At 63.7% G+C, this 25,618-nt stretch carries 20 protein-coding genes; 9 read left to right on the plus strand and 11 right to left on the minus strand.

All coding sequences use genetic code 11. The features are described 5' to 3' along the window. Positions 1 to 45: 45 nt before the first annotated feature. The 6 genes from uvrA (at position 46) to HAHE_RS19115 (ending at position 9,278) form a co-directional block, all read left to right on the plus strand. Positions 46 to 2,904: an excinuclease ABC subunit UvrA gene (gene uvrA, locus HAHE_RS19090; RefSeq protein WP_338686717.1), complete on the plus strand. Its 2,859-nt coding sequence runs from the start codon at positions 46 to 48 to the stop codon at positions 2,902 to 2,904. A 10-nt stretch (positions 2,905 to 2,914) separates the two neighbouring features. Continuing rightward, entirely contained in the window at positions 2,915 to 3,514 is a 600-nt protein-coding gene (locus tag HAHE_RS19095; protein WP_338686718.1) for a sigma-70 family RNA polymerase sigma factor, read from the plus strand. A 6-nt stretch (positions 3,515 to 3,520) separates the two neighbouring features. Then, positions 3,521 to 4,159 (plus strand): hypothetical protein, encoded by a 639-nt coding sequence (locus tag HAHE_RS19100; RefSeq protein WP_338686719.1) that lies wholly within the window; start codon positions 3,521 to 3,523, stop codon positions 4,157 to 4,159. Positions 4,160 to 4,436: 277 nt separating this feature from the next. Then, positions 4,437 to 5,324, plus strand: a complete 888-nt coding sequence (locus HAHE_RS19105; RefSeq protein ID WP_425510995.1) for a S1C family serine protease — start codon at positions 4,437 to 4,439, stop codon at positions 5,322 to 5,324. A gap of 121 nt (positions 5,325 to 5,445) precedes the next feature. Further along, positions 5,446 to 6,132 (plus strand): sigma-70 family RNA polymerase sigma factor, encoded by a 687-nt coding sequence (locus tag HAHE_RS19110; RefSeq protein WP_338686723.1) that lies wholly within the window; start codon positions 5,446 to 5,448, stop codon positions 6,130 to 6,132. Next, positions 6,132 to 9,278 carry a serine/threonine-protein kinase gene (locus HAHE_RS19115; protein ID WP_338686725.1) on the plus strand — a complete coding sequence of 1,049 codons (3,147 nt, stop codon included), beginning with the start codon at positions 6,132 to 6,134 and terminating at the stop codon, positions 9,276 to 9,278. The genes HAHE_RS19110 and HAHE_RS19115 overlap by 1 nt, the downstream gene beginning before the upstream one ends. Here the strand turns inward: HAHE_RS19115 and HAHE_RS19120 are convergent, their stop codons facing one another. Continuing rightward, positions 9,279 to 9,947 carry a choice-of-anchor R domain-containing protein gene (locus HAHE_RS19120; protein WP_338686727.1) on the minus strand — a complete coding sequence of 223 codons (669 nt, stop codon included), beginning with the start codon at positions 9,945 to 9,947 and terminating at the stop codon, positions 9,279 to 9,281. 134 nt (positions 9,948 to 10,081) lie between these two features. Here HAHE_RS19120 and cimA point away from each other — a divergent pair, with 134 nt between their 5' ends. Both cimA and HAHE_RS19130 read left to right on the plus strand, forming a co-directional pair. Then, a complete protein-coding gene (cimA, locus tag HAHE_RS19125; RefSeq protein WP_338686729.1) occupies positions 10,082 to 11,689 on the plus strand; it encodes a citramalate synthase in 1,608 nt (535 codons plus the stop codon). Positions 11,690 to 11,697: 8 nt separating this feature from the next. Further along, entirely contained in the window at positions 11,698 to 12,276 is a 579-nt protein-coding gene (locus HAHE_RS19130; RefSeq protein WP_338686730.1) for a DUF1080 domain-containing protein, read from the plus strand. Positions 12,277 to 12,303: 27 nt separating this feature from the next. On the opposite strand, the gene HAHE_RS19135 is transcribed toward HAHE_RS19130, so the two are convergent. The 10 genes from HAHE_RS19135 to HAHE_RS19180 form a co-directional block, all read right to left on the minus strand. After that, positions 12,304 to 13,242 carry a DUF2167 domain-containing protein gene (locus tag HAHE_RS19135; RefSeq protein WP_338686731.1) on the minus strand — a complete coding sequence of 313 codons (939 nt, stop codon included), beginning with the start codon at positions 13,240 to 13,242 and terminating at the stop codon, positions 12,304 to 12,306. A 56-nt stretch (positions 13,243 to 13,298) separates the two neighbouring features. Further along, a complete protein-coding gene (locus HAHE_RS19140; RefSeq protein ID WP_338686732.1) occupies positions 13,299 to 16,667 on the minus strand; it encodes a DNA polymerase III subunit alpha in 3,369 nt (1,122 codons plus the stop codon). A gap of 81 nt (positions 16,668 to 16,748) precedes the next feature. After that, positions 16,749 to 18,347: a DNA polymerase Y family protein gene (locus tag HAHE_RS19145; protein ID WP_338686733.1), complete on the minus strand. Its 1,599-nt coding sequence runs from the start codon at positions 18,345 to 18,347 to the stop codon at positions 16,749 to 16,751. 6 nt (positions 18,348 to 18,353) lie between these two features. Continuing rightward, positions 18,354 to 19,016 carry a hypothetical protein gene (locus HAHE_RS19150; protein WP_338686734.1) on the minus strand — a complete coding sequence of 221 codons (663 nt, stop codon included), beginning with the start codon at positions 19,014 to 19,016 and terminating at the stop codon, positions 18,354 to 18,356. Between the two features lie 50 nt (positions 19,017 to 19,066). Further along, positions 19,067 to 19,849 (minus strand): TatD family hydrolase, encoded by a 783-nt coding sequence (locus HAHE_RS19155; RefSeq protein WP_338686735.1) that lies wholly within the window; start codon positions 19,847 to 19,849, stop codon positions 19,067 to 19,069. Between the two features lie 36 nt (positions 19,850 to 19,885). After that, positions 19,886 to 20,347, minus strand: a complete 462-nt coding sequence (locus HAHE_RS19160) for a RidA family protein (protein ID WP_338686736.1) — start codon at positions 20,345 to 20,347, stop codon at positions 19,886 to 19,888. Between the two features lie 99 nt (positions 20,348 to 20,446). Next, positions 20,447 to 21,478, minus strand: a complete 1,032-nt coding sequence (locus tag HAHE_RS19165; protein WP_338686738.1) for a M23 family metallopeptidase — start codon at positions 21,476 to 21,478, stop codon at positions 20,447 to 20,449. 6 nt (positions 21,479 to 21,484) lie between these two features. Next, on the minus strand, positions 21,485 to 21,967 hold the full coding sequence (locus tag HAHE_RS19170; RefSeq protein WP_338686740.1) for a hypothetical protein: 483 nt from the start codon (positions 21,965 to 21,967) through the stop codon (positions 21,485 to 21,487). Between the two features lie 97 nt (positions 21,968 to 22,064). Next, a complete protein-coding gene (gene tal, locus HAHE_RS19175) occupies positions 22,065 to 23,024 on the minus strand; it encodes a transaldolase (RefSeq protein WP_338686742.1) in 960 nt (319 codons plus the stop codon). 155 nt (positions 23,025 to 23,179) lie between these two features. Next, the gene (locus tag HAHE_RS19180; RefSeq protein ID WP_338686744.1) at positions 23,180 to 24,676 is read right to left on the minus strand and encodes a prenyltransferase/squalene oxidase repeat-containing protein; all 1,497 of its coding nucleotides are present in this window, start codon (positions 24,674 to 24,676) and stop codon (positions 23,180 to 23,182) included. A 234-nt stretch (positions 24,677 to 24,910) separates the two neighbouring features. Here HAHE_RS19180 and HAHE_RS19185 point away from each other — a divergent pair, with 234 nt between their 5' ends. Next, positions 24,911 to 25,561 (plus strand): type II secretion system protein, encoded by a 651-nt coding sequence (locus HAHE_RS19185; RefSeq protein ID WP_338686746.1) that lies wholly within the window; start codon positions 24,911 to 24,913, stop codon positions 25,559 to 25,561. The last annotated feature ends 57 nt before the right edge of the window (positions 25,562 to 25,618 follow it).

Here is a 25,618-nt window from a genome sequence, read left to right on the forward strand (position 1 = left end):
ACTTTACGCTTCAAACATCAAAGGCGGAGTGAGGATTCTTTCGCAGTGATTCGGATTCGTGGCGCGCGGCAGCACAACTTGAGGAACCTCGATCTGGAGATTCCCCGGGAGAAGCTTGTCGTCGTGACCGGCCCGAGTGGCAGCGGCAAATCGTCGCTCGCATTCCACACGCTGTTCGCGGAAGGGCAGCGCCGGTTCATCGAGTCGCTGTCCGCCTACGCCCGACAATTCCTCGACCAGTTGGAGAAGCCGGACGTCGACGCGATCGAGGGCTTGAGTCCGGCAATCGCGATCGAGCAGCGCAGCGGTGGGTTGAACCCGCGTTCGACTGTGGCGACGGTGACCGAGATCTACGAGCACCTGCGTGTCCTGTGGGCGGCGGCGGGCACGCCGCATGATCCGGAGACCGGTGAGCGGCTCGAGCGGATGACGGCGGCGGACATGGTCGAGGTGCTTTCGTCCGAACCGGAGCGCACGAAGTTGGTTTTGCTGGCGCCGGTGCCTCGGGACGAAGCGGCCGATGCCGAGCGCCTCATCGGGGATCTCCGTCGCCAAGGATTCGTGCGGGTCCGGGTCAACGGTGAGATTCTGGATCTTGAGGAGGCGGAGCGGGGCTGGCCGGAGCGGGTGGAAACGGTCGAGATCGTGGTGGATCGGTTGGTGGTGCGCGAAGGGATCGAATCGCGGCTCGCCGACTCGGTGGAGACGGTCCTGCGGATCTGTGGAAGTGAGGCCCGGGTTCTGATCCAGCCGCCCGGAGACGAGGCGTGGGAGGAGCGCTCGTTTCAGACCAGCTACCGGAATCCCGCGACCAGTTTCATGATTGGCGAGCTCAGCCCGCGACACTTTTCCTTCAACTCGCACCTGGGTGCCTGTCCGGCCTGCGAGGGGCTCGGGACCGAGCGCTTCTGTGATCCGGGATTGCTTGTCGGTGATCCCGAGCTGCCGCTGCTGCAGGGTGCGATCACGGGTTGGTGGAAAAAGGGGGCGCGTCGCGGTCAGAGTTTGCAGGGAGAGTTGAAGGCCTTGCTGGCGATGTTCGGGCTTGCGGAAGATGCGAAGATCGATGGTCTGTCCGAAGAGGCATCCGAGTTGCTCTTTCACGGAGGGCGTCTCGCCACAGGATGGAAAGTCGGGGTGGAGAAGAAGCCGCAGTTCAAAAACTACGAGGGTCTCTGCAATGAAGCCGAGCGCAAGTGGCGGACGGCTCGGTCCGAAGCGGTGAAGCGCCGAATCAGTCGTGTGATGGCCGAGCGGCCGTGTCGGGTCTGTGGTGGGCGCCGGCTGAATCCGGCGGTGCTGTCGGTCAGGATCGAGGGAGCGGACCGATGGTTGGGTATCCAGGATTTCTGCTCACTGCCGGTCGATGAGGCGGTGGCCTGGCTCGCTGATGTCCAGTTGCCGGCCGACCGTGCCGCCATCTGCGGGCGGCTGGTCTCCGAGCTCCGGGAGAGGTTGTCATTTCTGGTCGAGGTGGGGCTCGACTACCTCGGGCTAGATCGAGCGAGTGGAACCCTGTCGGGCGGGGAGGCCCAACGGATCCGTTTGGCGACGCAGCTCGGCAGCGGTCTGACCGGGGTGCTCTATGTTCTGGACGAGCCAAGCATCGGGTTGCACCCGGCGGATACCGACCGGTTGATCGAGGCGCTCAAGCGTCTCCGCGATCGGGGCAACACGGTGGTGGTGGTCGAGCATGATGAGTCGATGATCCGTGCGGCTGACTGGCTGATCGAGTTAGGGCCGGGTGCGGGTGAGCAGGGTGGTGAGCTGCTCGCATGCGGTCCATTTGATAAGGTCGGTGATGAGTCGCCTACCAAGCGCTGGCTTGAGGCCGGGGTGGCGCCTGCTGCCGCGTCCGGTGCATCCGGCGACTGGTTCGATGGCCGTGTGGTGGTTCGCGGCGCGCGAGAGCACAACTTGCGCGGAATCGATGTCGAGATCCCGTTGGGTCGGATTACCTGTCTCACCGGTCCGAGCGGCAGCGGCAAGTCGACCTTGGCGGACGACATCCTGATGCGCGCCTTGCGCCGGCACTTCCATGGCGGAACGGATCGCCCCGGTGCCCATGATTCGGTCGAAGGTCTGGAGGGACTCGGCAAAGCGGTGATCGTGGATCAGGCTCCGATTGGTCGCAGTCCGCGATCGAATCCGGCAACCTTCACCGGGGCCTTCGATCTGATTCGAGGAATTTTCGCGAAGCTGCCTCTTTCCCGTCAGCGCGGCTATGGTCCGGGACGGTTCAGTTTCAATACGCGCGGCGGTCGTTGCGAGCGTTGCGAAGGTGCGGGCCGGCTCAAGATCGAGATGCATTTCCTGCCGGACGCATGGGTCGAGTGCACCTCGTGTGGCGGCAAGCGGTTCAACCGCGAGACGCTCGAAGTCACGTTCAAGGGGCTCGATATCGCGCAGGTGCTCCAACTCTCGGTGTCGGAGGCGAAGGGGGTCTTCGGCGCGGTGCCGAAGCTGTCCGGAATCCTCGAGATCCTCGATGAGCTCGGACTCGGCTATCTGAAGCTCGGGCAGGCGGCGAGCACGCTGTCGGGTGGCGAGGCGCAGCGGCTGAAACTGGCGGTCGAACTCGCCCGTCCCGCGGCTCCGCACACCTTCTATTTCTTCGATGAGCCGACCACGGGGCTGCACTTCGGGGATGTCGACCGCCTGCTGTCGGCGTTCGTGAAGCTTCGGGAGGCGGGGCACACCGTTTTGGTCGTCGAGCACCATCTCAGCGTGATTGCCGCCGCCGACCACGTGATCGACCTCGGACCCGGTGGTGGACGGAAAGGGGGCGATGTGGTAGCTGTCGGCAGGCCGGGTGAGATCGCCCGACGCGCGGAATCCGCGACGGGACGCGCGCTGGCCGAATTCTTCGGCAGGGCCGGAAAAGACAAGGCTTCGACCCCGTAACGCTAACTGGATGAAAACCCGGGATGACAAAAGCGTGACACCAGCAACCGCCGTCAATTTATCACCGGCCGGAAGCGAGTGGAGGGCGTGGCTCGAAGAGAACGGGCCGCGGCTCCTGCTGTTCGCCCGGCAGCAAACGCGTTCGCACGAGGACGCCGAGGACATTCTCCAGGACGCGTTGGTCAAGCTCGTCGACAAGCTCCGGACCGGGCAGTTTTCCGGCGGGCAGGAGGCGTGGATGCCCTATCTTTACACGACCCTGCGCCGGCTCTCGATCGATCTCGGGCGCCGCGACGACCGCCGTCGGCGCCGCGAGGATGTCTCCCAAGGCGGGATTGAGGAGGATCACCGGGAGAGTTTCCATCCGTGGTTTGCCGGCGATGAGTCGGACGAGGAGACCCGCGGGCTGATCGAGGCCGGGCTCAAGGAGCTGCCCGAGAAATTTTCCGAGGTCATCGTGATGAAGATCTGGGGCGAGCGGACCTTTGCCGAGATCGGCGAGGCTCTCGAAATTTCTCCAAACACGGCCGCATCGCGGTATCGCTACGGACTTGAAGCCCTGAAGAAGAAACTCGGGTCCGCCCGGCGCAAGGGCGATCTCTCCATCTGACAAACCATGGACTCCGAACTCCAAAAGCTTGAATCCGAACTCCGGTCGCTTCGTCCCGACGCGCTTGATGGCGCTCTGGCCGATCGTCTGGAGATGGCGATCGACGGCTCGCTGGAAGAGCTGGATGACGGCATGCGCGCCTTCGAGCGATCGCTTGGCGAAACCCGCCCCGCGGCTTTGCGGGCGGATCTTTCCTCCGGGTTGCTCGAGATTCTGGAATCGCACCCGTTTCCGTCGCCCAGCAAGGTCGTTCCGTTTCCGGGTGAGGCGAAGCAGGCGGTTTCGCGTTCCAAGTCCCGCTCCTCGTGGTGGGCGGCCGCTGCCGCGGTGGCGATTGCAGGTGGTCTTACAGCCTACTTCATGGGACCCGCCGATGGAGGTTCGCCGAGAGTTGCGGAGAGCCCGCAACCCCGCGCCGGAGGGATCGCGTCCGACATGGATCCCGCGGCATTCGTTCCCGCCAGCTTCCAGTCGGGTGTCAGCGATACCCGGGACATGGGTGTCGTGTGGAACCGGGGTGATGCGATGCGCGTCGTGAAGGTTATCTATCACGACAAGGTCAAGCTCCTCAACGAGAAGGGTGAAACCTACGAGGTGAAGGTGCCGCGTGTGGAATACATCGTGGTTCCGGAACAGGTGCAGTGATTTCAAGACAAGAATCCTGATCTACTACGCTTCTCGTAATGAAAGCGCCGGCAGAGACCGGAAAAGCATATCAATCATGAATACGACTTCAAAACAGCTCCTTTGCATGGCGGCGTTCGCGTTGCCGGTCATCGCGATCGAACCGCCGGTGGATCCGGAGCCGATCCCGCCGCAGGCGCCGCCCGCCGATGTGGAGCCGGCTCCGGCAGTGCCCGCCGCGCCGGTCCAGCCGGCCGCCGAGGTCGCGCCCGCTCCGGCTGGTGACAACGCTTTGCCGATGCCCGAGGTCAAGGCCGGCCGTCCGTTCATCGGGGTGGTCCTTGATCCGGTCCCCGAGCTCCTTGCCAACCATCTGAAGCTCGAGGATGGCCAGGGTCTGGTGATCGCCGATATCGTCGCCGGTGGTCCTGCCGCCAAGGGCGGACTTCAGGTGGATGACCTGCTCGTCGAAGTCGGCGGAGCCGCGGTCGGTTCGCCCGACGATGTGCGCCGCGCGGTCGGCAAGCATCAGGTCGGTGACGAGGTCGAGGTGACGGTGATCCACGAAGGGGATCGCAAGAAGGTTTCGCTCACGCTCGCGGAGGCCCCCGCGGAGATGCCCGCGCCGGCTCCCGAAGAGGGGGTTGCAGGGGCGGATGCGCTCGACGGATTCCTTGAGAACCTCCCCGAGCAGCACGCCGACAAGATCCGCGAGGCGCTCGAGAAGAACCTGCGCCAGTTCGAAATGCTCGATCTCGGTCAGGTCGATCCGGGCAATGCGGCCGGCAACCAAGTCCAGGAGGAGTTGATGAAGCGGCTCCGGCAGCAGATGCGTGGCGGTGGCAACGGCATGCAGATGAAGTTCGACTTCAACGCCGAGAGCTCGGTCCGCCTGATGGACGACAAGGGCAGCGTCGAAATGAAGAGCGTCGATGGCCACAAGGAGGTCAAGGCCTACGACAAGGAAGGCAAGCTCTTGTGGGAAGGTCCTTACGATACGGAGCAGGACAAGGCTGCGGTTCCGGACGACATCCGGGAGCGAATCGAGCGCCTCAACGTCGACATGAATTTCGAAGGTCGTGGACTCAAACTGCGTGTGGGTCCGGACCGTTTCCGTCCGCTTGACCAACTTGAGGAGGATCTTCCGGCGCCCGCCGAGGAGGATGCCCCCAAGGGTGACGAGTAATTTTCAGGGAGGCACAAGATAGGGCCCGTTTCCGCCATGGGCGGAGACGGGCTTTTCCGTGTCCGGAATGGGCCCCGATTGGGGTTGGATCGGGCCGCGGAGAATTCGTAGATTGGCGGGGATGGAAGGAAGCTCCCCCTTGTTTCTGACGACCCGCTGGACCCTGCTGGACCAGGTCAAGGCACCGGAAGGCGGGGCGGCCTTGGATGAGCTCTGCCGACGTTACTGGGGGCCGGTCTACTCCTTCCTCCGGAGGTCCGGCTGTGCGGAGGCGGATGCCGAAGATCTGACGCAGGACTTCTTCCATGACTTCATGGAGCGTGACGGCTTCTCGCGGGCAGAGCGGGAGAAGGGTCGGTTCCGCAGTTTCCTGCTCGGTTGTGTGCGCAACCATTTCGCCAACGCACGGAAGGCGGCAAGCCGTCAGAAACGCGGTGGGGGGTATGAGTTCGTCGAGGTGAATGAGGAGCTCGATGGCGGAGACGGACTGAGCCCTGAGCAAGCGTTCGACAAACGCTGGGCCGAGGATCTTGTCGACCGGGCCTTGCTCAGGCTGAAAGCGGAGTGGGAGGAAAACGGAAGACCCTTCGATGTGCTTGCTCCATTCCTTTCGGGAGAGCGTGGCGCGGTATCGCTGGCGGAAACCGCCGACAAACTCGGTGTGTCGTTGGCCGCGACCAAGTCGGCGGTCCATCGGTTGCGCAAGCGTCTCGGTGACTTGGTCAAGGAAGAGGTGTCGGCGACGCTCGGCTCGGAGGACGACGCCTCGGACGAACTGGAGCATCTGCTCCAACTCCTGTCGCGGTGATGGCGGATTCGAAGTGCCCGGTCTGCGGACGCGAGTCGGATGGCGTTTGCCGCCACTGCCTCGTGGACGGGCTCTTCTCGGAGGAGAGTGATTTGTTCGAACTGCCTGGCGATCTCGGTGGGTTCCGTCTGCTGAAGCGGATCGGGCGGGGTGCGAGTGGCGAGGTGTGGCAAGCGTTCCAGCCCGGTCCGGATCGGGAGGTCGCCCTGAAGGTGTTTCTCGATCCCCGACTTGGCGGGACGGCCGACCGGAGTCGATTCATGGCAGAAGCGCAGGCTTTGGGGAAACTGGACCACCCGGGAATCGTGCCGGTGTATGCGACAGGCGAGGATGCTGGATTCCTTTTCATTGCCAGCCGCTGGATGAAGGGAGGCACGCTCGCAGATCGGTCGCCGGTGAGAGGCGATCGGAACGGTTGCCGGGGTGTCGTTGAAATCCTTTCGAAGCTCGCACGCGCGGTGGCACACGCCCACCGGCACGGACTGGTGCATCGGGATATCAAACCCGCGAACGTCTTGCTCGATCCAGAGGGTGAACCCTGTCTCGCCGACTTCGGTATCGCGGTGGCGGCGGGCCTGGACGAGTCGGGCTCAACGAGCGGAACGCCGGCCTACATGGCGCCCGAGCAGGCGCGGGGAGATGCGGTGACCACTTCGGTCGATATCTTCGGTCTGGGCGCGGTGATGTTCGACCTTCTCGCCGGACAACCACCGGATCGGAAAGTCGAGAAGCGGTGGCGGTCGCTTGCATCCGTGGATCTCGATGCTGCGGCGATTTGCCAGCGCTGCCTGTCCGAAGATCCCGGGCAACGCTATGGATCTGCCGATGATCTTGCGGACGATCTCGACCGTTGGCTGGCCGGTGAACCGGTAAAGGCGCGACCGGTTGGTTGGAACGAGCGTTTGCTCAAGTGGGCGAAGCGTCGTCCCGCACAAGCGGGTCTGTCCGGGCTGGCCGCGGCATCGGCGCTCGCTCTGGCGATCATTCTCGTCGTGGGTTCGGATGCGCTGCGGAGGGAGCGCAACGTCGCGGTGGAGCAGGAAAGGCTGGCGAGGTCCAACGCCGAGCGTGCCGAGCAGACCGCCGACGATCTGAGGGAGCACGCGTACGCCGCCGACGTCTACCTGGCGAGTCGTGCGATCGAAGACGGTCAGCTTGGGGTCGCGCGCTCGATGCTCGAGCGTCACGTCCCGGAAGATGGCGAGCCGGATGTCCGCGGGTTCGAGTGGGCTGCCTATCTGGCAATGTGCGGAGGCGACGACGAGCGGATGTTTGCCGATCACCAGGCGGCGGTGACCTCGGTCGCGTTCTCGCCGGATGGTCGTCATGTGGCGAGCGTCGGAAGGGATGGGCTAATCTTCGTCAGGGAAGTGGAAACCGGCCGACTCGCACTGTCGCTGCCCGAGGCCGATGCCCCGGTTGGAGCGGCGGAGATTCCGTTGATGGCGAAGCTGGTGGCGGCCTCTCCGGAAATCAGGAACCGTATCCTCCGCGCCGAGTTGAACCCGGATGAAGTCCGGATGCGCGGACGGCCTGCCCGGCTGGGTGATCTGACTGCCGTGGCATGGGCTCCGGATGGGACTCGCTTCGCCACCGGTGCGGCGGGCGCTTACGTGCGCCTCTGGAGTTTTCCCGATGGGAAGCTCACCGGTCTGCTCCCTCTGCAAAGCGTGAGGGAGGTCCGGTTTGTTCGTGACGGTTCCCACCTTGCGGTCCTTCACGGCTACGGCCAGGAATTTGCCATTCGGATCTATGATCTGGATTCCATGACTGAGGTGTGGAAGTCCGCTCCTGCCGAACCTGCGATGGCGGTGCACAAGGACCGGCTTGCTTGGATGGAGATCGGGGGCGGTCCTCTCCGGGTGATCGATCTCAGGTCATTCGAAGAAGTCTCCGAGCTGCCGGCCTCGATCGGCTTGTCCGCACTCGGCTACTCGATCGATGGCAGTCGCTTGTTTGGTGTCAGCCCGGACGGCCGGGCGGAGCGTATGTGGAAGCCAGACGGCCAGGTGGTGGCTCCGGATGAATTGCCGAACGGTGCGGTTCGCTCCGTGGTCGCGACATCTGGAGGATTTGCGGTGGCGGGGACCGGGCAAACGGTGGTCATCCGGTCCGGAGAGAATCTGTCGAGCCGCCAAGTCATGCGGGGTCATGAGGACGAGATCCTGTGTTTGTCGGTTTCCACCGATGGACGGCGAATCGCCTCCGGCGCGAAAGACCGGACCGTTCGAATCTGGCGCCTCGGGGAGATGGCCGAGTCATCCGAAGGCGCGGCCGGATCCGGTCTGGAGATTGTCGCGCACGGGCCGGATGCTTCCCGCTGGCTGGCTCAGTCGAGGGACGGAGCCGTGCTTCTCGGGAGCGTTGGCGGTCCGATCATGCCTCTTGATCCGTCGGTAGACCGGAAGGCGCTGTGCTTTGACCGGAAAGGCGAACGGGCAGCGACATGGCGATCGGAGCAGGGGGAGTTCCTCGTCGAATGGTGGGATGCGGTGAGTGGAGAGAAAACCGGCGAACAGCGGATCGAAGTAGAGGCCGATGAACCGTGGTTGGCCCGCGGAGAATCGGGATGGTTGGCGGTGACCGGACCCGACTCAGGCCTTCAGCTTTTTGATCTCGAGAGCGGCGAACTTCAGTGGTCACTGCCGGATCCGGACGCCGGCATCCTGAGGTTGTCGGTATCTCCGAAGGGCGACGCGGTCGCGGGATTCATGTGGCCGAGATTCGTGATGATCGGGTCCCGTGAGCGCGGGTGGAGCGAGCAAATCAAGATGACCGACGGCACCATGGGGCCGATGGTCTTTTCACCCGACGGACGATGGCTGATCTCAGGGAATGACGAGAACCGTGTGGCGATTCACGATGTCGAGACCGCCGCGAGGATACGGGTACTGAGCGGTCATCGTGCTCCGTTGGCGAAGCTGGCGGTGTCACCCGACGGTCGGACGCTCGCAAGTTCCTCGTCGGACCGCACGATGCGACTCTGGCACCTTCCGACGTGGCGCGAGCTGGGCGTGATGGAGCGCGGTCACGTGATGAGCTATCTCGGCTTTTCGAACGATAGCGAAAGCCTGCTGGTCGCACCTTGGAACCACTCGCTCCGGTTGCTGCCGGAGACGAAGGAGGGCGGTGCGACGTCACCTTGATCAGGACAGGGCCCTGCGACGGTGCAAAACGAGCAGCAGGCCGAAGGCTCCCAGCAGCGCGGTCGATGTTTCGGGAACCGCCTCGGTTGCCGAGATCCGGATAGCCGGTGTCAGTCCGTTCAGTTGGTTCCATGCCGCGGGTGGCTGGAGTGACCAAGTCTCGGTGAACGCCCAGCTGCCGGTCGAGTTGGTCAAGTTGCTTGAAGCGAGAGCGTAAAAGGTTTCCGTGCCGGTGGCCGTGAAGTGCAGCCAATACTCGGTGTTCGGTGTCAGGGTGATCGTTCCGGACGGACTGATCGAAAGCGTTTGGGAGAATCCACCGGTCGATGTCGGAGTCGCGGTTCCCAAGGCCACCGGACTCGTGCCACCCGGCGGATTGGGACCGGTGCTCAGGACGACCTGGACCGGGTCGAGGTGGCTGGGATCCGAGATGTTGATCGCGAAATCGAGTTGGTCGAGGGTCGACGAGTAGATTCCGGTTTGGAAGCGGACCGCGACCTCGTTGTCGGGGATCGGGACCGGTGTCCCGAAGAAGTCGATCGCGGTGTCCGGGCCGGTAATGTTGGTCGAAGCGCCACCGAGGGTGGCGCCGGTGATCGAGTCGAGCACAACGGCTGCCGGGGCGGCAGCGGTGAGAGCGAGGACCAGAGGAAGGGTGGAAACATTCATTTCACCCGCTCCTAAAACCCGGGTGGAGCAAGGATTCGCGCGAATCCGGGTCAATTTCACGACGGCCGGGATGTCCGGATCCCGGGTTGTCCTGCAGGGGCCGCCGGGCGTAGAGTCCCGCCGCCAGAGATCCCATGAAACCAGTCTTTCTTTACGATACGACGCTCCGCGACGGCACCCAGGGCGAAGGATTCCAGCTGTCGATGCTCGACAAGTTGCGAATTGCCGAACGCCTCGACCGGTTCGGGATCGACTACATCGAGGGCGGATGGCCGGGGTCGAACCCGAAAGATATCGAGTTCTTCCGGGAGGCGTCGAAGCTCGATCTCAAACACGCCAAGCTCGCGGCGTTCGGATCGACCCGTCGGGCGGATCTTGCGGTGGAAGAGGATCCGCAGGTGCGGCTGTTGCTTGAGGCTTCGACGCCGGTGGTGACGATTTTCGGCAAGAGCTGGGAACTGCACGTGACGGAAGTCCTCCGGACCACGGTGGAGGAGAACCAAGCGATGATCCGCGACACCGTGCGCTACCTGAAGGAGAATGATCGTGAGGTGGTCTACGACGCCGAGCACTTCTTCGATGGATACAAGGATTCGCCCGAGCACGCGCTCGCGACCCTGGAAGCCGCGGCGGAAGGTGGTGCCGATGTTCTGGTCCTGTGTGATACGAATGGCGGCACCCTGCCCGAGGAGGTTCTCGAGATTTGCACGAAGGTGAAGGAGAGGATTCCCGGCACTCCGTTCGGTATCCACACCCACAACGACTGCGAACTCGGAGTCGCCAATGCGGTGGCAGCCGTCCGTGCCGGCGGGATCCAGGTTCAGGGCACGGTCAACGGTTACGGCGAACGGACGGGCAACTGCAACCTGACGTCGGTCATTCCGATCCTCCAACTCAAGATGGGGCTCGAAGTGATTCCCGCTCTCGAGGGTCTTCAGGCGCTGTCCTACTTCGTCGACGACGTCTCGAACAACCCGCACTTTGCTCGGGCTCCTTTCGTCGGACGGACGGCATTCGCCCACAAGGGGGGCATGCACGTCAATGCGGTGCAGAAACTCGCGCGCAGCTACGAGCACATCGAGCCGCAGCGCGTGGGCAACTCGCAGCAGATCCTCGTTTCCGAACTCAGTGGCCAGTCGAACATCCTGATCAAGGCCGAGGAACTCGGACTCAAGCTTGAGAAGGGATCGGACGAAGCGAAGTCGGTGCTGACCCGGGTGAAGGAAATGGAGAATGCCGGGTATTCGTTCGAAGCCGCGGGCGGCTCGCTCGAGCTGTTGATCCGGCGTGAGCTCGGTTCCTACGAGAAGCCGTTCGACCTGAAGGAATTCCACACCTCCTACCGGCTGTATCGCGACGGCCACCAGCCGGTCTGCGAGGCGACGGTGAAGCTCTATGTCGGCGACGTCGGTGAATACACGGTCGCCGAAGGTCACGGTGTGGTGAACGCCCTCGACAAGGCGCTGCGCAAGGCGCTGCTCCCGTTTTATCCGGAGATCGAGGAAGTCTCCCTGACCGACTACAAGGTCCGGATCATCGACGGCCACGACAACACCGCCGCCAAGACCCGGGTGCTCGTCGTCTCAAGCGACGGGGAGCACAGCTGGGGGACGGTCGGCGTCTCCGAGAACATCATCGAGGCATCGTGGATCGCCATTGTCGACAGCATCGACCTGTTCCTCCAAAGGCGCGGGGTTCTGGCGACAAAATCGGCCGATACACCGAGTGCGGCCCGCGCGTAAGCATGGGGATGAAAAGTTTTGCAGCATTGCTCGTGCTGGCCTCCGGGCTGGCGAATGCCGAACCGGTGCCGTTGTTCGACGGCAAGTCGCTCGATGGATGGAAGATCCAGGGAGCCGACTACTGGAAGGTGGTCGACGGCGTGGTGACCGGGCAGAGCGACGAGAAGAAGAAAAACTCGATCCTCTGGACCAAGAAGGACTTCACCGATTTCGCGCTCGATCTCGAGTTCCGCTTCTCCGGTCACATTGACTCGGGGGTGTTCCTGCGGCACATGAACGAGCAGATCCAGATCGGGATCAGCGGGTCATTGAAGCGCGACATGACCGCTTCGCCCTACATCGGCAGCAAGCGCGGCTATCCGGTCGAGGCCGAGGGCGTGAAAGAACTCCTCAAGGAAGGCGAGTGGAACTCGATGCGGATCGTCGCCAAGGGCAATCACTACGCCGTGACGCTGAACGGCAAGGAGGTTATGAACTACGATTCCGACACGGCCCGCGACAAGGGGCCGATCGGCCTGCAGGTCCATCCCGGTGTCGAGATGAAGGTCGAGTTCCGCGGGCTGACGCTCGAGGAACTCGCTGAGTAAGATCACGCGGCCTTTCCCGGCGGGTGCTCAGGCGGCGTTCTTTGCGAAGATCTTCTTGCCCACGGCGCCGAGTGCGATCGCGCCGATCAGGATGAGCTTCCATCCCTTGGCGAGGATGATTCCCAGCTTGGCGAAGATGCCCGCCTTGGCTGCGAGCTTTGCCGCGACGGCGCCGCCGACCACGAGGCCCGCGAGCGACATGTCCGACTTCTTGTCGGTTTCGGGGTCGAAATCGGCATAGCGGTGGCCGGGCAGGTACTCGACCATGCCGACGATCTGCGGAGCAGCCTCGCGAATCGCGGGAACCGAGGAAATGGCGGCCACGCCCTGCATGTTGAGGACTCCGCGGCGGCCGAGGACACGGACGTCGTAGTTGACGGTGTTCTCATCCGTTCCGCCGAATTTCAGTTCCTTGGCCCAGTGGAGTACCTTGTTCTCCTTGTCGTAGTGGGGCGGGACCGCCCAGCCGACAATGTCGATCGTCTCGTAGCCTTCGGCAATGCGGGCGGAGTTGGATTGGTTGGCCCCTTCCTGCAGGGTTTCGAGGAGTTCGTCGTAGTCGATCTCGTCCGCGTCATCGTCGGCAACATAGCCGTCGTCGGTGAACTCGACCACGATCGCCCATGAGTCGGTGTTCTCCAGGCTCTGGCCCTCCGGGAGCACCAATCCGAGCGCGTCCTCGGCGCTGCCTGGAGGATTGCCCCAGAGGTCGACGATCACTTTCTTGGCTCCGTCGGCCGGTAGGAACCGGTAGCCCGAAGGAAGGTGGAGCTGCGCCATGCCGCCCGGGAGTTCGACGTCGCCGGTGAGGTAGGGGTCTTCGCCGATGAGGTGGTTGATGTAAGCCTCGTAACCGGCTTGGAGTTCTTCGGGTGTGGCCTCGGTTTCCCCGGCCAACGGAGCAGAATCATCGGCAAGGCAGAAGACGGGGAAGAGAAGAGTCGGCAGAAGATGTCTGAACAGCATGCTGCTTGCTGATCGGGCATATCGGGTTTGACAAGCCCGTTCACCGGGAAGGGTGATTATCTGAAGTCGTGGGACGCCGCGGCATGGGAGGCATCGATATTCGGAAGAGGCGTAATTCCGTTGGTGTAAACGGTCGGTTGGTCGCCTTCGGAGATCTGCAGGCGACCTTCGACGAGGAGGAAGCGTTCGGTGGTAATGAGAAGCCGGAAGCGGTGGAAGGTGTCGCGGGGGACGAACAGGTTGGCGATGCCGGTTTCGTCTTCGAGGGAGATGAAGCAGTGACCCTTGGCGGTGCCGGGTCGCTGGCGGCAGATGACCATGCCGGCCACGCTCACGGGAGTGCCGTGCGGGTGATGCTGGAGTTCCGTGGCCGTGAGCGGAATGTCGAACGTCGAACGTTCGGCATCGAACGCTGAAGTCTTCTGAAGAAGGTTTTTCCTCCACAACTCCATCGGGTGGGGGCCGGTGGTGGCGCCGGTGAGAGCGAGATCGGTCGCCAGGCGTTCGGCGTCGGACATGGGGGGCAGGATTGAGGGTTGGGATTCGTGTGTCGCTTCGCGACGGGAAGAAAGATGCCCCCTGAAGGGGGAACTACGAACCTCCGAGGGCGGAGTCTTCTGGAGATTTGGAACTTGTTCGAAGAGGTCTCCCTCTTCGAACAAGGGGAGCTCGGATTGCCAGAGGGCGTCGCGGCGGTGGGCGACCGAGGGAAGGTCGTTGAGGGCGCCGCTGGCGGCCAGAAGGCGGCGCTCCTTGGGGTTGGGTCGGACGCGGTGGAGGAAGTCGGGGAGGGAGATGAAGGCGTGATGGTTTCTCTCCTGAACGAGCCGTTCGGCGGCTCTTCGGGAAAGTCCCTTGAGGCGGTCGAGGCCGAGCCGGAGGTGGCGGTCGTCGAGGACGAGGGTCTCGCGGTTGCTGTGGACGACCGAAACCGGCCGGCACCGGACGCGGTGGCGTTTGGCGTCCTGCAGCAGGGTGTTGACTGAGTAGAAGCCCATCGGCTGGTTGTTGATCAGCCCGCAATAGAACTCGGCAGGGTGGTGGGCCTTCATCCAGCACGAGAGGTAGGCGATGAGGGCGAAGGAGATGGCGTGGCTTTCGGGGAAACCGTAGAGGGCGAACGAGCCGATCGACTGGATGACCTTGTGGCGGGCTTCGGTGGGAATGCCGCGGGCGCTCATGCGGTGGTCGAGCTTGCAGCCAATCGCTTCCATGCGTTCGTCGGAGCGCTTGAAAGCCATGGCGCGCCGGAGTTCGTCGGCCTCGGATCCGTCGAAACCGGCGAGCGTCATGGCCATTCTCAGGACCTGTTCCTGAAACAGCGGTACTCCGAGGGTGCGGCCGAGGATGGGTTCGAGATCGGGATGGATGCAGTCGATCTTCTCGCGGCCGTTGCGGCGGTTGAGGTAAGGGTGGACGAGATCGCCGACGATCGGACCGGGGCGGATGATGGCGACCTCGATGGCGAGGTCGTAGAAGGTCTTCGGACGCATGATTGGCAGGGTGGCCATCTGGGCGCGCGACTCGACCTGGAAGGTGCCGATGGTGTCGGCCCGGCAAAGCATGTCGAAGACGGCGGGGTCGTCCTTGGGGATCAGGGCGGGATCGACCGGATGTCCGCGTTCCGCGCAGATGGACAGCGAGTCCTCGAGCGCGGCGAGCATGCCGAGTCCGAGGAGGTCGACCTTGACGATGCCGAGGTCCTCGCAGTCGTCCTTGTCCCACTGGACGATCGTGCGCCCGGGCATGGTGGCGGGTTGGAGCGGGACGATCCGGTCGAGACCGCGGTCGCAGATGATCATCCCGCCCGAGTGCTGGCCGAGGTGGCGGGGCATGGCGAGAACGGAATGGTAGAGGTGCATGAGCGCGCCGAAGCGCGGGTGGGTAGCGGGGATTCCGGCGGATTCGACGGTGGCTTGGAAGTCGAGGACCTTGGACTTGGGGTAGTAGGTTTCCACGCCGCCTGTGACAGGGGCCGAAGTGTTGTCGGAGGTATCCCGATGCTCGGTGTTCCCGTCTCTTTCGTCGTGGACTTTTGGTGAGGAACAGAGGTCGGAAAAGCGGTCGGCGATCTGCGGGGGAAATCCGAGAACCTTGGAAATTTCGCGGAAGGCGGAGCGGGGGCGGTAGGTGATGACGTTGGCGGTCATCGCGGCACCGCTGGCTCCGTATTTCTCGAAGACGTGCTGAATGACGAGTTCGCGGCGGTCGCCGGAGGGGAAGTCGATATCGATGTCCGGCCACGAGCGGCGGTTCTCGGACAGGAAGCGTTCGAAGAGCAATCCGCCGCCGACCGGGTCGACATTGGTGATGCCGAGGGCGTAACAGACGGCGGAGTTGGCGGCGGATCCACGGCCCTGGCAGAAGATGCTGTGGGCTTTGGCGAAGTCCATGATGTCATGGACGATGAGGAAGTAGCCGGGGAAACCGAGTCGGTGAATCAACGCGAGTTCGTGTTCCAATTGCCGCTTCACCTTTCTACGGAGGGTGCCGTAGCGGCGGAAGGCGCCTTCGTAGGTCAGGCGGCGGAGGCGGGTCGACTGCTCGCCGATGCTCAATGGTTGGCCGCTGGCGTCACGGGCGTCGGGGAAACGGTAACCGAGGTTCTCCAAGGTGAACTCGATGCGCTCGGCGAGCCGCAGGGTGTTGTCGACGGCCTCGGGCAGGTCGGCGAAGAGTTCGCGCATTTGCCGCGGCGTCTTGAGATGTCGCTCGCCGTTCGGTGCGAGCAGGGCGCCGGCTTGGTCGAGCGTGGTGTGGTGGCGCAGGCAGGTGAAGGCGTCGCACAGCAGGCGGTCGGCGCGTGTGGCGTGGAGAGGCGCGTTGCTGGCGACCAGCGGGAGTTTCAGGTGACGGGCGAGATCGATGAGCAGGCGGTTGATCCGGGCGTCGTCGCGCAGGTGATGGCGGGTGATCTGGATGTGGACGTTCTGCCGTCCGAAGCGGTCGATGAGGTGTTGTGCGAAGCCGAGGGCTTCCTGTTTCCGGTTGCGGGCGAGAAGGCGGCAGAGGTGGGCGTCGCGGTCGCCGGTGAGGATGAGGACCGATCCGCGGGAGAAGTGGCGAGTGAGGGAGTACGGCGCGTGGCGCCGGGGGGAGAGGGTGCCGGTTTCATAACCGGCGCTCCTTTCGGGGGAGGTGCGGAGGTGTTTGGTGAGATGTTGGCAGAGCTGGGCGTAGCCGGTGCGGTTGGCGGCGAGGGCGATGATGTTGGAACTTGGCAGCTCCAGCGTGGTGCCGACGAGGGCCCGGATGCCGTGTTCCTTGGCGGTGGCGTGGGCGCGTGGGGAGCCTTGGAAACCGAGGTGGTCAGTGATGGCGATGGCGGGGTAGCCGAGTTCGGCGGCACGGGTGACCATCGCTTCCGGCAGGCTGGCGCCGTGGAGGAAGGAGAAGGCGGAGCGGGCGTTGAGTTCGACGAACACGGAGGTGATGAAGTGCGTCGCTTTGCGACGATGACGGATGTGCCCGCTGAAAGAGAAACTACGAAACCTTGTGGACGGCGTTCAGGGGTAGCTGCCGTGGAGATGCCACTGGTCCGGCGGGGTATGGATGAGTCGCAGCAGGTGGCGGCTCTCGAGTTCGATGTCCCACTCGAGGTGCTGCCAATGACGCTCGGGTTGCCACCAATCCCCGGATAGAGGAAAGGGGCCGTGGTGCTTGGCGATGCGGCCGCGGTGCGGACCGGTGAGGAGCGCGAGCGGGTGGGGATGGCGGCCGTTCTTTTCCCACGCCACGGCGATGGGGATAGGCGGACGGAAACGCACAAGGGGAACGTCGAACGTCGAACGTTCAACAGCGAACGTCGAACTCCCGGAATCGGACTGCCTCGGAATACTTCGACGTTGGTCGTTCGATGTTCGATGTTCGATGTTCCCAAAGAGCCGCTCGTGGGCGGGTTGGAGGTGGAAAGTGTCGGGCTTGTGGGTGAAGGCGGGAACGGGAAAGCCGACGTGGCGGTCTCCGAGGAGGGCGGCGAGGCGGGTGAGGGTGTCGGCAAGGCGGTGGGGGTGACGGATGCCGCGGTCGAACAGTTCGTGCTGGCCGGCGTGCGGCGCGCAGGGGGTGAGCGTGAGAGTGAGGCCTTCGGCCGGGCTAGGAAGCTGGAGATGATCGAGATGGGTCGCGAGCGGGCGGATGAGGATTTCCACGGATGCGGATGGTTCGGGTAGGCGGATCCGGTGACGGTGGGGCGGTTGGGTTTCGAGTTGGAGGTCGATCTCGCTGGCGGCGTGGTGACGGGAAAGGAGTCGGGAGCAGAGGGTGTGGAGGGCGCGCCGGATGATGAATAGCAGGGGTTCGCAGCGATCGACCGGGTGCTCGAAGTGGAAGTGCGTGGAGATCGACTCGGCGGGGCGGAAGAGATGCAGGAGACGATGGGTTTTTCCGTGCAGCAGGTCGTGGAGGTGGCCGGTCTCGGGGCCGAGGCGTTCGGCGAGTGCCTGTCGGGGAAGCCGGGCGAGATCGGCGAGGGACTGCAGGCCCCATTGGTGGAGAAGTTCCAGGCGCGCGGCTCCGGGTTCCGAACGGGGAAGGTTCTGGATGAGGGAAAGCGGCAGGAGTTGGAGCGGGTGAAGCCCGGTCTCTGGAGAAGCGGCGGGAGGTTTCCAGCGTGACTCGGGTCCGCGGAAGACGAGGACATGGCTGCTCGCGGGATGGAGGGAGAAGAGATGGGCGAGATCGGGTGTGGCGGCAGTGGCCAGATGGATGGGCAGGCCGAAGGCGGGAATTCTGGGCTTTAGATTCTCGAGATCGCGGGCGTCGGGTGCGCCGGAGAGATCGAGAAGAAAGGTGTCGGGTGCGGTGAGTTCGAAGTCGGGTGTGATCGACTCCGCGAGGGTCAGCAGGTCGTGGAGTGCACGGGCTTCGAGATCCGGATCGCGATCGAAGAAATGGATCCGGGGGCAGCGGGCGAGGGTGCGGACGAGTGAGAAGCCGGGATGCACGCCGGCTGCGGCGGCGGGACGGTTGAGAAAGTCGACCGTCGACTTGTCGCGATCGCTGCCGTGGGCGGCGAGAACGGCACAGGGGTGCTGACGCTTCTCCGGGTGGTGACGGAGAAGCGCTTCGAGCGGCAGGGCCGGAAGATGGAAGGCGAGAAACAAGCGGGTTCAGGCGGTGCGGGATTGGTGGAGGGCGCGGGTGGTTTCGAGGTGGAGGGAATCGATCGCTTCGGAGCGCGGCAGGAGCAGGCTTGTGAGGGAGAGAGAGCGGGTGAGTTGCAGGCGCAGGGTGGCACCGGGAACGAGCGGGACGGGGGTGAGCGCGATCAGGCTGACGTCGCTGGTTTCCGCCAGCTGGCGGAGCCGGTGCCATGATGACAGCGGGATGCGCCGGAGTTCCCGGGAGGGTAGCGACGAGAGATCGAGCAGCACGGACGGCAGATTGCCGTCGCGCAGCAGCAGGTCGGCGGCCTTGAAGGCATCCTGGGTCTCGCGACAGCGGAGCCACAGCAGGCGCGCGCATTCCTCGGGAGTGAAAGAGGCGGGGTCGAAGCCGTCGCGGGCATCGACGAGGACCAGCGGGGTGTCGCGACCGTGCTCCGGTTCCTCGGAGACCAGAGCGGCGACGAGTAGTGAAATGCCGCAGGCCGGATGCGATGGGGAGATCTCGCTGATGGCGCCCCGGGGGAAGTTCCTGAGAGCGAGGGGAAAGGAGGCGGCTGGTGCCTCGGGAGAGGGGGAATGCTCAGGCTCGCCGCCTTGCTTGCGATGGGCGGCGGGGAATTTCTCGCGGAGTTGTTTCCGCAGGGCGTTGACGGTCTCGCTCGGCATGGGATCCGAGGGACAGTCTGAAGGGGATCTCTAAATGTTCAAGTGAACACTTAATGCAGACGGAAGAATTGGCGGGTGTTTTCCGTGCAGCGTGCAGCGAACTCTTCAAACGGCTCGTCGAACCGCAGGGCGAGTTCCCGTGCGATCGCGGCGAGGTTGGCCGGGTGGTTCTGGCCGTCAGGGAGCGGGTGGGTGATGAACTCCGCGGGCGGTGCCATCGAAGGAGCGTCGGTCTCGAGAAGCAGCCGGTCGACGGGCACCGTCCGGAAGGCGTCGAGCACCTTGGATTTTCGCGGATGAAGGAAATGCCCGGAGAATGAGAAGCGGGCGCCGAACCGGGCGAACTGGCAAACGAGTTCCGGAGTGCCGCCGAAGGAGTGGAGCAGGAAGCCACCTTCGGGTGGGGCTTCGTCGCTCAGGGCCTCAAGCAGCGGTCCCCAGGCTTTGAGCGCGTGGATGGTCAGCGGCAGGTTCCGCTCGCGGGCGAGTGCGATTTGCGGGAGGAAAACCGCGCGCTGTTCTTCAAGTGCAGGTTCATCGACCCAACGGTCGAGGCCGCATTCCCCAATCGATGCGTGGGGAAAGCGGTCGAGGAAAGAGCGCAGCTTTTCGAGCCACCCGGGAGTCCGCCGGTGGGCATGCCATGGATGCAGGCCGAAGGCGGGGTGGACGAAGTCCGGGTGCCGCTCGGCGAGCGAGGCGACGTCAGACCAGTCGTCCTCCGACGTGCCGTTGACCACGCAGCCGGAGATCCCGGCGTCCTTCATGGCCGCGATCGCGGCGTCGGGATCCGGCAGCTGATGGAGATGGTTGTGGGCGTCGATGAGGGCCATGGGCCTCCGCTATTTATAGCGCGACGCGTCCCGGTGTCAGTCCTCGACCTCGACCGTCATGTTGATCTCGACCGCAACATTGAGAGGCAGTGCGGCGGCGCCGAGGGCGGTGCGGCTGTGCTTGCCGCGTTCGCCGAAGACTTCGATGAGGAACTCGGAGGCGCCATTGACGACCTGCGGGTGGCCATAGAAGTCGGGCTCGGAATTGACGAAGCCGTTGAGCGCGATGATCTGCTTCACCTTGTCGAGAGAGCCGATCTCGTCGCGGATCACGGCGAGCCGGTTGAGCATGATGATCCGTGCGCCTTCGGCGGCTTTCTCGGGGGAAACGTCGGTCGGAACCTTGCCGATGATCTTGCGTTCGCCATCGATCGGCAGGCCGCCGGAGAGGAACAGCAGGTTGCCGCTGCGGACGCAGTTGACATAGGCGGCGACGGGTGCGGGGACCTCGGGCAGCGTGTGGCCGAGGGCTTCGAGCTTGGCAAGGGTCTGGTCCATGAAAGGCTTAAACTTTAAATTTCAAATTCTGATGCCCGAGGCGACGGGCGACGGAGCAAGTCCAGCCGCTGGGATTTGAAGTTTAAAGTTTCAAGTTTCTCACGGGTCGGGAAAGTCGCCGGTGATCAGGGCGACGAGCTTCTTGCCGTTGGTCGACAGGGTGGCGGAGCTGCCTTCGCCGCTCAGCAGCCCGCGGGTCAGGTAGCGGTGGGCGGTGTCCGAGCTGCGGACGGCCGAGACGATCGGGGCGTCGACCTTGCGCTTGCTGACCGCGATGCCCGTCGGCAGCCCGGTGGCCGTGAAGGCGATCTCCCACGACGGGCTGTTGGTGGCGAGGTCGCCGTAGACCAGCCACGGGTGGCGGGTGGCGAACTCGAGCGTGCCTCTGCGCGGGACGGTGACCTTGAAGTAGGCGGGGCTGTGACGCACGAACTCGGGCACGGTCAGCGACGGGTTCTTCTGCCGCTCGACGAAGAACCGCGCGACGTCCATGCCGATCAGGTTCATGCCGTTGTAGTTGCCGTGGTGGTTGGTGCCGCCGGAGTACTGGCGCATCCAGCCGTCGAAGCGGTTGCTCATCATCAGGCCGAGCTCGAGATGGACGTGGGCGCGGGTGCGGTTGATGCCGGCGCCGGTGTAGCCGAGCCGTCCGAGCACCGAGCCGGTCTTCACCGCATCGCCCGGTTTCACGCTGCAGGTCGAGAGGTGGGCGTAAAGGCTGTGGACGACATGGCCCTCGGCATCGACCGGATGCTCAACGACGATGTAGCAACCGTAGTTCGAGCGGCCGGCGACATCGCTCACGTGGACGACGCGGCCGTCGGAAACGCTCATGACAAGGTCAAGCGGGTTGCCGGCGGCATCGCGTTTGATCGGCGCGATGTCGATTCCCTCGTGAAAGCGGAGGTATTCGATCTTGCCGCCGACGCGGATCGGATTGCGGACCAGTCCCCATGCGCCGCCTTGCCATGGTGTCGACCGCTCGCCTTCGAAGGTGCGGTCGACATACATGTAGAACTTCTCGGGTTGGCCGGTCAGCAGGTGGCGGTTCTCGGTCGGGAGTTGCCAGTCGGTGGGCGCGCCGTGGGCGATGGCGCTTGCGAGGAGGAAGGAGAGAGCGGATCGAAGCATGCCGGTTCAGCCGCGGGGTTTCTTTTCGCCGATGCGCGGGAGTTTCTTGTCCATGCCCTGGATCTCGGCGAGTGAGAGGCCCTTCCAGATCACCAGTTCGCCGTCGCCGATCTGCTGGTCGATGATCACGGCATCGACGATGCGGCCGTTCACCCGCGCCAGCATCCAGCGGCCGACGTTGTCGGCGGTGAGCGCGGCGAGGCGGTTGGAGGCGTTGCGCTTCAGCTTGAGCAGCACGCCGTAGCCCTGGCCGTCCTGTGAGGGAAACGGATTGAACGCCTCAATGTCCTTGGCGCTGATTTCCGGGACGCGGCCGAAGACCCGTTGCTCACCGGCGACGAATTGCTCGAAGACCATGTTCGGGTTGTTGCCCGGGTTGGTTTCGATGTGGAACGCGATGCCCGCCATCTGTTGCTTCTTGCCGCCGGCAAGGGCAGGGAGGCTGGTGAGCAGGGCGAGCCCGAGAGTCAGAGCGCGCAGCAGGTTCATGGGGCTGACGTTGGTGCCAAATGGGGGCCGGTGAACAGCAAAAAGCCGGAGCACGAGGCTCCGGCTTGGGAATTCTGGAAGTCGGGAGGGTCTTCGATCAGAGCATCGAAGCGACCAGCTTCTCGAGTTTCACGATGTCGGCCGAGAACGCGCGGATGCCCTGCGCGGTCTTCTCGGTGGCCATCGCGTCCTCGTTGAGGGCGAAGCGGAAGCTCTTCTCGTCGAAGCTGACCTTTTCGAGGTCGGCCGAAGCGGCGGCCTCCGGGGAGAGCACGCGCTCGATCGTTTCGGTCGAGTCCTGGAGTTCCTTGAGGAGCTTGGGGCTGATCGTCAGCAGGTCGCATCCGGCAAGGGCGATGATTTCGCCGGTGTTGCGGAACGATGCGCCCATCACCTCGGTGTTGTAGCCGAACTTCTTGTAGTAGCTGTAGATCGCGCGAACCGACTGGACGCCCGGATCGTCGGCGCCCTCGTAGTCCTTGCCGGTGCTGGCCTTGTACCAGTCGAGGATCCGGCCGACGAAGGGCGAGATCAGCTGGACGCCGGCTTCGGCGCAGGCGACGGCCTGGGCGAAGGAGAAGAGCAAAGTCAGGTTGCAGTGGATGCCTTCCTTCTCGAGGATCTCGGCGGCCTTGATGCCTTCCCAAGTGGAGGCGATCTTGATCAGGATCCGGTCGCGGGAAATGCCTTCGGTTTCGTAGGCGGCGATGAGTTGGCGGGCCTTGGCGATGGTGCCGTCGGTGTCGAAAGACAGCCGGGCATCGACTTCGGTCGAGACGCGGCCGGGAACGATCTTGAGGATCTCGAGGCCGAAGAGGATGAGAATGCGGTCGATGATGGCCTCGACGAGCGCGTCACCGGTCGGGCCGGAGTCCTTGATTTCGGCGACGGCCTTTTCGACGAGGTGTCGGTATTCGTCCTGTCCGGCGGCCGCGAGGATCAGCGACGGGTTGGTGGTCGCGTCCTGGGGTTGGTAGTCTTTCATCGACTCGAAATCGCCCGTATCGGCGACGACGGTCGTGAACCCTTTGAGTTGCTCAAGTTGAGTGGCGCTCATGTCGGGTGGCGCAGTAGGCGGGATCCGTGCGGTAGGCGAGGGCAAATCGCGACAATTGATGAATTCGGCTCGGCGGGCCGATGAGAACGGGCTCCGGGGACGAAAAAAGCGGCGGTTCCTGCCGGAATCCGCCGCTTTTGTGGAGAGGGTTACGATTATTTCACGCCGGCGCCGGTGCCCGGGAGGAAGCGGTAGTAAACTTCCAGCATGAAGATCGCGAGGCAGGTGCGGTAGTGGGCGTTGCCGACGTAGCTGGTGGCGACGCCGTTGATCTTCTGGCCGCCACCGGGAGCCTTCCACGAGCCATCACCGTTCTGGTTGTCGAGGAGTTCGTCGCGGAACATCGCGTTGTACTTCTCCCACTGCTCGCCGCCGCGGGCGATCATGGCTTGGGCTTCATAGTAGTGACCATAAAGGTCGGAGTCGGCAGTGTCGTAGTCGAACTTGGATTCCTCGGTTACGTACTTCGCACCCTTCCGGACGGCGCCGACCGAGGCCTTGTCCCACATTTGGAAGGAGAGCATGCCGGCACCGGTCAGGGTGTGGTAACCGTTCGGGCTGTGGGCACCGCCCTTCGGGCTGTAGCCGAATCCACCGTTGGATTTCTGACACTCCTCCACGTAGTCGAGGGCCTTGTTGACGCAGCCCTTCATGTTGCGGAAGTCGAGGCCGGTGTGCTTGCAGGCCTTCAGCGCCTGAATTTGCCAAGCGGCCACCGAAAGGTCACCGCCCCGGGCGCTGTCCTCCTTGTAGCCGTAGTCCCAGCCACCGGACTTGTGCTGGTTGTCGATGATGTATTGTCCGGCCTTCTGGGTCACCTCGAAGAGATTCGGGACGTTGATGTTGAGCTGCTTGCAGAAGGTGCTCGACTCGCCGAGCGCGTAGGTTGCGATCGCGTGCTCGTAAGGCTGCGGGTTCGGTTCGGCGCCGGTGGTCAGGCGGCCGTTCTGCTTCATGCCGAGGTTGACGAGCCACGTCATGCCCTTGAGCACGGTGTCTCCGTACTTCTCCGAAAGCGGCGTCTCGCAGTGGCCGAGGAAAGCGAGGACCGCGAATCCGGTCATGGCGGCGGTGTTTCCGCCGGACCACGAGCCATCGGCATTCTGGGTCGATTGGAGCCAGTCGAGTCCCTTGACCACAGCGTCCTCGCACTTCTCGGTGCCGCCATTCTCCAGAAGCCGTTGCATCCGGTCCTCCTTCGAGCACCGCTTGCGCATGGTTGCGGGAATGTTGCCGAAGCCGCCGCCGCCACCGCCATCACCGCCGGATCCCCAACCGTCACCGAAGTCGTCGCCATCACCGAAGTCGGTCGACGGTTCCGGCACGTCCACCTCGGGAACCGGCACCGCGGTCGGCGAGGTGGTGTTGGCAGCGATCACCTTGGCCATCGAGGAGGACGGAGCCGAGGGCTTGCGCTCGACGCTGTTGGTCAGCTTCTTCGCTTCGAGTTTCTGGTCGTCATTGACCGACGACGAGTAGCTGACGATCTGCGGGGTCTCCTTCAGGAGAGGGGGCAAGAAGATGAAGGCCAGGATCAGACCGATCAGCACGATCACCAGCAGGGAAATGACGATCGATGAAACGGTGGAGGCCCGCCGCTGGGCCTGCAAACGGGCTTGGGCTTCGGGGCTGAGTTGGGCGTGAAGGCTCATGGATGCTGTGTATTACGGGTAGGGAAAAGGTAGGTCGGCTCCCGGCCTTGACCAGTCGAAAAAATGGCGGCGGGAAAGGGCTCCGACTTGGCGAAACAACGCTGCTGCGCGGGGGATCTTAGGGGGAAATCGATTTTTTTTCGCGCCGGAACTCCGGATTCTCCGGGGCCAGCCGATTGGCCCGGAATGTGCACTGGACCCGTGCCGCTTCAGGCGTACTATTTTCCTCAAACAATGACTGTAAAAACGCACCACCGGGGTTTTACCCTGATTGAACTCCTTGTCGTCATCGTCATCGTGGCCGCCCTCGCGACCCTCGCCTTCATGTTCAGCCAGCGCGCTTTGCTGAAGGGGCAGAAAGTGACGGTTATGCAGCAAATGCGCGATGTAAGCACCGGTATGGAAGCCTACTCGCTCGACTACAAACGTCCGCCTGTTCCCCAGAGCCGGCTGGATACCGGGACCGATACCGTTTACGGCAATCCTGAGGGCGAGTTCGGCAGTGAAATCATCATCGGCGCGCTGCTCGGTGAAAACGACACCTACGAGACCGGCACGGACGAAATCTTCAGCGCACGCGAGATCAATCCGCGGGAAAACCAGTACATCGCGGTCGAGATCGTTGACGACAACCGGGGCGGCGTCGGTGCCAAGGATGGCAAGTTCTACGACCTGTGGGGCAACGAGATCATGTTCGCCATCAATACGCCGGCCTACCGCGAGGAGGACAACGATGGTCGATACGACAAGATTTTGCACACCTTCGGTCTCGGCGAGTGGAAGGACAAGAAGCCTCGCTTCGAGCGCTACGCCATGTGGTCCTACGGGAAAGACGGCGAGAAGGGCGAGTTCTACTCGAAGTCGGACGACGTCGCCTACTTCTGATGTCCTGATCACGGTCGTTCCGGCCGTCTGTCCCACGCCGCGTTTCCCGATCGGGGA

Source organism: Haloferula helveola, assembly GCF_037076345.1.
In the GTDB taxonomy this organism is placed as follows: Bacteria; Verrucomicrobiota; Verrucomicrobiia; order Verrucomicrobiales; family Akkermansiaceae; genus Haloferula; species Haloferula helveola.

Coding starts and splice junctions, on each gene's coding strand:
- HAHE_RS19100 (WP_338686719.1), top strand. CDS start 3,521: ATGGACTCCGAACTCCAAAAGCTTGAATCCGAACTCCGGTCGCTTCGT.
- HAHE_RS19185 (WP_338686746.1), top strand. CDS start 24,911: ATGACTGTAAAAACGCACCACCGGGGTTTTACCCTGATTGAACTCCTT.
- HAHE_RS19115 (WP_338686725.1), top strand. CDS start 6,132: ATGGCGGATTCGAAGTGCCCGGTCTGCGGACGCGAGTCGGATGGCGTT.
- HAHE_RS19170 (WP_338686740.1), bottom strand. CDS start 21,967: ATGAACCTGCTGCGCGCTCTGACTCTCGGGCTCGCCCTGCTCACCAGC.
- HAHE_RS19165 (WP_338686738.1), bottom strand. CDS start 21,478: ATGCTTCGATCCGCTCTCTCCTTCCTCCTCGCAAGCGCCATCGCCCAC.
- HAHE_RS19155 (WP_338686735.1), bottom strand. CDS start 19,849: ATGGCCCTCATCGACGCCCACAACCATCTCCATCAGCTGCCGGATCCC.
- HAHE_RS19110 (WP_338686723.1), top strand. CDS start 5,446: ATGGAAGGAAGCTCCCCCTTGTTTCTGACGACCCGCTGGACCCTGCTG.
- cimA (WP_338686729.1), top strand. CDS start 10,082: ATGAAACCAGTCTTTCTTTACGATACGACGCTCCGCGACGGCACCCAG.
- HAHE_RS19135 (WP_338686731.1), bottom strand. CDS start 13,242: ATGCTGTTCAGACATCTTCTGCCGACTCTTCTCTTCCCCGTCTTCTGC.
- HAHE_RS19105 (WP_425510995.1), top strand. CDS start 4,437: ATGCCCGAGGTCAAGGCCGGCCGTCCGTTCATCGGGGTGGTCCTTGAT.
- HAHE_RS19095 (WP_338686718.1), top strand. CDS start 2,915: ATGAAAACCCGGGATGACAAAAGCGTGACACCAGCAACCGCCGTCAAT.
- HAHE_RS19160 (WP_338686736.1), bottom strand. CDS start 20,347: ATGGACCAGACCCTTGCCAAGCTCGAAGCCCTCGGCCACACGCTGCCC.
- HAHE_RS19150 (WP_338686734.1), bottom strand. CDS start 19,016: ATGCCGAGCGAGACCGTCAACGCCCTGCGGAAACAACTCCGCGAGAAA.
- HAHE_RS19130 (WP_338686730.1), top strand. CDS start 11,698: ATGAAAAGTTTTGCAGCATTGCTCGTGCTGGCCTCCGGGCTGGCGAAT.
- tal (WP_338686742.1), bottom strand. CDS start 23,024: ATGAGCGCCACTCAACTTGAGCAACTCAAAGGGTTCACGACCGTCGTC.
- HAHE_RS19120 (WP_338686727.1), bottom strand. CDS start 9,947: ATGAATGTTTCCACCCTTCCTCTGGTCCTCGCTCTCACCGCTGCCGCC.
- HAHE_RS19180 (WP_338686744.1), bottom strand. CDS start 24,676: ATGAGCCTTCACGCCCAACTCAGCCCCGAAGCCCAAGCCCGTTTGCAG.